Source organism: Neptunomonas japonica DSM 18939 (assembly GCF_000422765.1).
Taxonomy (GTDB): domain Bacteria; phylum Pseudomonadota; class Gammaproteobacteria; order Pseudomonadales; family Balneatricaceae; genus Neptunomonas; species Neptunomonas japonica.
The window spans coordinates 239,679-246,299 of the sequence record NZ_KE383916.1 but is presented as its reverse complement, the minus strand read 5'-3'; the positions used below and the strand labels follow the sequence as shown (position 1 = coordinate 246,299).

The window sequence follows — 6,621 nt, the reverse complement described above, 5'->3', positions numbered from 1 at the left end:
AACTGATCAAACTGCCCTGATTGGAAAGATACATTGTAGAAAGGAATAGGAGCAGTAAAGAAATCTTTACCTGCAGCTGTAAGATTGAAATCTGTGTTAGTACCAAAGCTACCACAGTTTACGCCTGGGCCACATGTGCTAAGCGTAGGATCTAAAACACCTGCACCGCTTAATACTTCACCTGTAGCAAGCAAGATATCATCTGCAGTATTACCTGTAGCAGTCCACGCCAAGTCACCCGTTAACGGTGCTGTGTACGCATTATCTTTATCTGCATCGATCAACAGATCTAATGTTCCACCGCTGTTAAAGCTGAAAAGTGAACCACCTGAACCATCAGAAACAAATGTACCGCTTGCTTGGAACAAACCGTACATGTCATAAGAACCAGCACCAAAACCGCCTACCTGGCTTGCAACATTTACACCATCGTTAAAGAACTGCCCAGCAGTCCAAAGAATAGATACATCAAACGTGCCCGCACCAAAAGTAACGATTTCCTGATAACCACCAACAATACGATCAGCAGTAAAAGTATTTACTGCTGCGCCAGGAACTGACCCCTCAGTTACCTGAAAGTCTTCAAATGCCATTGCACTTGAGCTTAACAATACACCTGCTGCCAGTGCTGCAGGGTAAAACATTTTCTTAGCTGACTTCATCATTGCATAGTTCCTTAAATATTATGTGGGAGCCGTTCAACCTGCCCTTTGCTTGCCGCAATTAATGCACGCAACGGGCCAACTTTAATAAAGCAATAATTATCAATTACTTATGAAAAAAAATAAATTACCAACGAACAGCAATGTAAAAAAAACTGACACTCACACCTTAATCAAAATAAATTACACAGACGAAAACAAAAAAGCCATATCATAAGATATGGCCTACAATAACTAAGCTGGTGAACTAAACTTCATCAAAAAAGAACTAAATCCAGCCTTCTTGAAAGCAGCTAAAAGCCAGCACAACCAAACTAAGCATACCTACCAACAAATAACCCCAAACCCTAGCTCATTGGAACCAAGCCTAACTCAACACCATATTTACTATATTCAATATTTAATGCGCTTGCTGTTTGTGCATCAATTTGTGATTGAAGACTTGAACAACTTGTAATGATCGACCTTAACTGCACACTCTCTAGAGGTTTTATCTTCAAAGATTCCGTCAACATTTCTTCAGCCTCATTACCCCAAAAATCTCTCCACTCATCTTCTTCGAATAGCGCCGCTGTGCGCCTCTCAAGTAAATCACGACCATTTTTCAAATGAGCAAAATGTGCCTGAACCACCGCACCATTCCCAAATTTATAGCCAGAAAGCTGACCGAGAGCCTGGAAACCTAAAAACCTACGATAAAAACCTATATGTCTTTGGGTAAGCGAAGCAATAACTCCTGACACATTACTTTTAGAGCAATACTCATAAGCCAAACGAAACAGCTTCAAAAAAACACGCTTATCTTGCCCGTCTTGATTACAAACAAAACTGGTGATTTCTGCTACTTCCTCACCATTTCGGCGCAGCTCGACTATATCTTTTTTACACAGCTCTTCAGCCGGCAAACCAAAACTGCTGTCGTGGACCACGGTGAGCGTCCCAATAACTTTGTCTTTATATTCAGGTTTTCCATTCTTATCGCACAGCTCGAATGACGAAGCGATAAACACTTTTGTCTTAGGCAAAAGGTGGTACTTGGTAACCCGCTTTCCGATACTATCCAGCGGATGCAAACCTACCTTAGTATATCTTTGCCACACTAACTCAAATGCCTGCATGAGCTCGTCTTGCGTAGTAGCCAGCTTATAACGAACAGGAGGCTGAGAAATCTCAGATTTATGAAGAAGCGATATTTTAGACGGTTGAATAGACATTTTTAATTATTCTTTAAAGTCGTTATCGAGCCACCCTGCCCATAAGCACCAAAAGGTAACGAAACAATACACTCATAGGCATAGATAAATAAATTTTTACTAAAATGTAACACGTTCATATTCAAGCCCCATCACCTTAACATTCTTTTGTGCAGAAAATACTGACACTAGGCAATCATGCAAGAGACATACCATTTGACCGTTTACTAAAAACCCTATGATTTCACAGGGAAAGATTATTTGAAATGATTATATAAGTAAAAAAAACTAAAAACGCCGTCTAAAAAAGCAGACAACATATAAGCAAATAACAATAAATCACTTAAAAACAAACAGTTATAGTGTCTCCTTTTTGAGACCGCATATACTAAAGATAAAAATAAAAATTTTATACTACATAATATTCATCCTTCTTTAAGCTTTTATATCAAATAACGAAAAGAAACAGAATAGATGTTTATTTTTTAAAACAATCGTTTGAAATAAATAATGCAATTTCTTCCGACGCTTTTTCAATAAGATCATATACAAACTGAAAACTAGCTGCATTCCCATAATACGGATCAGGAACTTGATCTGATGTGGGCTCCTCCATAAAAGACACCAGCGATCTTATCTGGCAACGCCCACCTCCAGATGAGTCCTCATTTAAAAACTGCAAAACGCTATCATCTACAGCAATGATGTAATCATATTTATCATAATCTTCTACTTTTACTCTCCTCGAGCGTATTCGACTAATATCAACACCCTTTTCCCTAGCAACCTTCACAGCTCTTACATCAGGTTTACTTCCTGGCTGAGAGGCATACGTGCCCGCAGAATCAACTCTTACCAATCCAGAAAGCCCCTGCTCAGCCAACGCTTTCTTTAAAACCCCCTCCAATATCGGTGAACGACATATATTTTCCATGCATACCACCAACACCGATACAGGCGCAGATGGCTCCCCAAAAAACTTACGATACAGTTCAGAAAGCAAAGCGACCTCTCAAAGACAATACTAAATCAGAGACTTTTTAACAGTTGATGTACAAATTTTACGGGTATTGCGTAACTGATGCCTGAAGGGCGCTCCAATACTGACTCTTTTGTCCCTTTAACAAACACACTGTTGACTACACCTACAACACGCCCACTGCTTACCTCATACACAGGGCTGCCACTATTGCCGGGATAAGCAATAGCATCTAATTGATAGACCTGAAGCGGGTTTCTCAACCTTTTTATCTGAGCAGAAGTTAGCTGCTTAGATGACTGAGCAGGTATAACAATAGGCGTAACCGAGGCAATAATTCCTTTATGAGTGATTGGGTACATACCCAAAACCATACCAATAGGAAACCCAGTAAACGCGACTTCACTACCCTCACGTAACCACTTAGTACCCGCAAGCTTCATTACAGGCAATGCAGGCCCTTCAAACTCTAATAATGCAAGATCATGCTCTGGATCCGTACGAACAACCCTTGCAGCACGTGCTTTTGCTGCTTTTCCACGGCCACTAAAAATAGCGAATTTCTCATTCTTCCCTACATCTAATTCACGCGCAGTAATGACATGATAATTTGTCACAACCTGGCGCCCATTCCCCACAACAAAACCTGTGCCACTGTAGACTGCTTTTGGCTTGTTGCCTGAAACACGTTTACTAGGATAAATACTTCCTACCGCAACTATACTCCCTCGAATTTTATCGATCGTGTCAGGCAACGCCGCACGCAAATTAAGGCTCCATACACCTAAACATAGGAAAATGAAGCACATTAAAAATTTTTTACTGAACATAACCCTTCCTTTGATATTATTCTTAAAAATCAGTATACAACCTGTAGAGCCAACATATACAGCCGAATGTAAAAAGCTATAATAGAGATTATCAAGGAATTATTCATACCGTTTCCGCTTATAAGGATGCAACATGCCAGAATTGCTATACGACCTCATTCAGAAGCAAGCTGATATCACTCCAGCTGCCAATGCTCTGCTTCATAAAAATGAGGTCTTTACCTATTCTGATTTGAAATTTCAAACAGACCACGCTTGCCAAAAACTTCTCAGTTTAAACACCCTGCCAGGTGAAAGGGTTGCTGTATACCTTCCCAAGATACCTGAAACTGTATTTACTATTTTTGGCACGGCGCAGGCAGGTGGCGTATTTGTACCCGTTAATCCACTATTAAAGCCCCAACAAGTTTCTTATATTCTCAAAGACTGCAATGTTCGAACGCTGGTTACATCATCTGACCGCCTCAAACTGCTTAAGGACACACTCATTGATTGTCACGATCTTCGCTCTATTATATTAGTGGACAAAGGGGAAATCCCTGAAGACCTCTTACCTCAAATAACGATTATTCGCTGGCACACTCCTTGTGCTGAAGCTGAAACTAACACCAGCATTCGACTTATAGATACCGATATGGCTGCCATTCTTTATACTTCCGGCAGTACAGGAAACCCTAAAGGCGTCGTTTTATCACACAAGAACATGCTTACAGGTGCGCATAGCGTTGCCAGTTATTTAGAAAACTCAGCACAAGACTGCTTATTAGCTGTTCTGCCTTTTAGTTTTGATTACGGCCTTAGCCAATTAACAACAGCTTTTTCAGTTGGTGCCTCCGTTGTTTTAATGGATTACCTACTTCCTAGGGATGTTATTAAAGCAACAGCTCGTTTCCAAATAACCGGTCTAGCAGCGGTACCCCCTTTATGGAACCAGCTGGCGGAACTTGAGTGGCCAGAAGAAACTAAAAAATCACTGCGCTACATAACCAATACGGGTGGCGCAATGCCAGTTGCGACCACCCACAAGCTAGTCAAGTATCTTCCTGCTACAGCTGTTTATTTAATGTATGGCTTAACCGAAGCGTTTAGATCAACGTACCTACCACCAGAGCAAGTTGCTATTCGACCGGAATCCATGGGCAAGGCCATTCCTAATGCAGAAATATTAGTGCTTCGAGAAGACGGTACTGAATGCGCTCCTGGTGAACCTGGCGAGCTGGTGCATAGAGGCTCTCTTGTATCTATGGGGTACTGGAATGATCCAGCAAAAACGGCTGAGCGCTTTAAAGCAATCCCCAACAAACACCCTGAAATACCATTAACAGAGATTGCTGTATGGTCTGGTGATCAAGTTAAAAAAGATGAGGAAGGCTTTTTATATTTCATTAGCCGAAAAGATGAAATGATAAAAACATCTGGCTACAGAGTAAGCCCAACAGAGGTCGAAGAGGTACTTTATAGCTCTAGCCTCATAAAAGAGGTAGTCGCTTTAGGAGTAGCACATCCACAATTAGGACAAGCTATCCTACTATTAGCGATTGCCGGCCCGGACTGCAATGAGCGATCTCTCTTGCAGTATTGTCAAAAAGAACTACCTAACTTCATGCTGCCTAAAAAAATCATATTTATAGATACCTTACCGCGAAACCAAAATGGCAAGATTGATCGAAAGACACTTGCTACCGAATATAAAGACATTTTCCAGGAGTCTGCATCTTAATGAAAGAAGCACCTAAGCATGCCAACATGGACTGGTTTCCGGTGATTGACAACCACCTTCACGCCGGCGGAATATCTATAGAGCGCCTCGCTATACGCACAGGGAAGACTCCTTTTTACGTTTATGATCGCAACATCATGACAAGAAAAGTTGAAATCTTACGCGAATCATTGCCAGAAGGCCTGCACTTACATTACGCCATGAAAGCAAACCCTATGCCCGCCGTGGTCCAACACCTCTCTCAATTGACTGATGGTATTGATGTTGCTTCAGTAGCAGAAATGCAAGTAGCGTTAAACACAGGCATTGATCCGCTAACCATAAGCTTTGCAGGCCCAGGGAAAACAGATGCCGAGCTAAAATCAGCTGTCGCGGCGGGTATTATCATCAACATGGAGTCTGAGGGAGAGATGGAGCGTATCGCTCAAATAGGCGATGCTATTTCTGTTCTTCCAAATGTATCTATTCGTGTTAATCCAGATTTTGAATTAAAAACGTCTGGCATGAAAATGGGTGGCGGACCAAAGCCTTTTGGCGTTGATGCAGAACGCGTGCCTGATATGCTACAGCGTTGCGGACAACTCAACCTTAATTTCAAAGGCTTTCATATCTTTAGCGGTTCTCAAAACCTTCGCCCTGAAGCCATTATTGAAGCGCAAACAAAAACGTTTGCTTTAGCTTACCGATTAGCAGAGTTTGCCCCACAACCCATCACTTGGTTGAACATTGGCGGCGGCTTAGGAATCCCTTACTTCCCCGGCGAAGCAACGCTACCCCTAGGTGAAATTGCGGAAAACCTGAAGCCCTTGATAAAAGAAGCACAAGAGCGCCTACCTGAAGCTGAAATCGTCATGGAGCTAGGCCGATACTTTGTAGGTGAGGCTGGGCTTTATGTTAGTGAAGTAGTTGAATGCAAAGAATCGCGCGGAGAAAAATACGCAATCACCAACGGCGGATTACATCACCACTTATCCGCTTCTGGAAACTTTGGGCAAATTATTCGCAAAAACTACCCTGTTTGCATCGCGAATCGCGTAACAAGCCAAACAACTGAAAAAGTTAATATTGTGGGCCCTTTATGCACACCGTTAGATATTATTGCTGATAAAACAGTATTACCTGAGGTATGCATAGGTGACTTGATAGCCGTTTACCAATCTGGCGCTTACGGCCTCAGCGCTAGCCCAAGGGACTTTTTAAGTCATCCACACCCTGCGGAAATTTTGGTATAACCAAC

6 protein-coding genes are annotated in these 6,621 nt (G+C 41.9%); 2 read left to right on the top strand and 4 right to left on the bottom strand.

The window, feature by feature from the left end; genetic code table 11:
• From pepA to G511_RS0120310, 4 genes are all read right to left on the bottom strand, one after another.
• Positions 1-665, bottom strand: a 665-nt coding sequence (gene pepA / locus G511_RS0120325; protein ID WP_028471284.1) for a flocculation-associated PEP-CTERM protein PepA, incomplete at its 3' end; no start/stop codon positions are given.
• A gap of 344 nt (positions 666-1,009) precedes the next feature.
• A complete protein-coding gene (locus G511_RS0120320) occupies positions 1,010-1,780 on the bottom strand; it encodes an N-acyl amino acid synthase FeeM domain-containing protein (protein ID WP_156905266.1) in 771 nt (256 codons plus the stop codon).
• Between the two features lie 553 nt (positions 1,781-2,333).
• Positions 2,334-2,798 (bottom strand): low molecular weight protein-tyrosine-phosphatase, encoded by a 465-nt coding sequence (locus G511_RS23545; RefSeq protein ID WP_281170434.1) that lies wholly within the window; start codon positions 2,796-2,798, stop codon positions 2,334-2,336.
• Between the two features lie 86 nt (positions 2,799-2,884).
• Entirely contained in the window at positions 2,885-3,664 is a 780-nt protein-coding gene (locus G511_RS0120310; protein WP_028471282.1) for a S1 family peptidase, read from the bottom strand.
• Positions 3,665-3,797: 133 nt separating this feature from the next.
• On the opposite strand from G511_RS0120310, the gene G511_RS0120305 reads away from it, so the two are divergent.
• Both G511_RS0120305 and G511_RS0120300 read left to right on the top strand, forming a co-directional pair.
• Positions 3,798-5,384 carry an acyl-CoA ligase (AMP-forming), exosortase A system-associated gene (locus G511_RS0120305; RefSeq protein ID WP_028471281.1) on the top strand — a complete coding sequence of 529 codons (1,587 nt, stop codon included), beginning with the start codon at positions 3,798-3,800 and terminating at the stop codon, positions 5,382-5,384.
• Positions 5,384-6,616: a pyridoxal-dependent decarboxylase, exosortase A system-associated gene (locus G511_RS0120300; RefSeq protein ID WP_028471280.1), complete on the top strand. Its 1,233-nt coding sequence runs from the start codon at positions 5,384-5,386 to the stop codon at positions 6,614-6,616. The genes G511_RS0120305 and G511_RS0120300 overlap by 1 nt, the downstream gene beginning before the upstream one ends.
• Positions 6,617-6,621 lie beyond the last annotated feature (5 nt).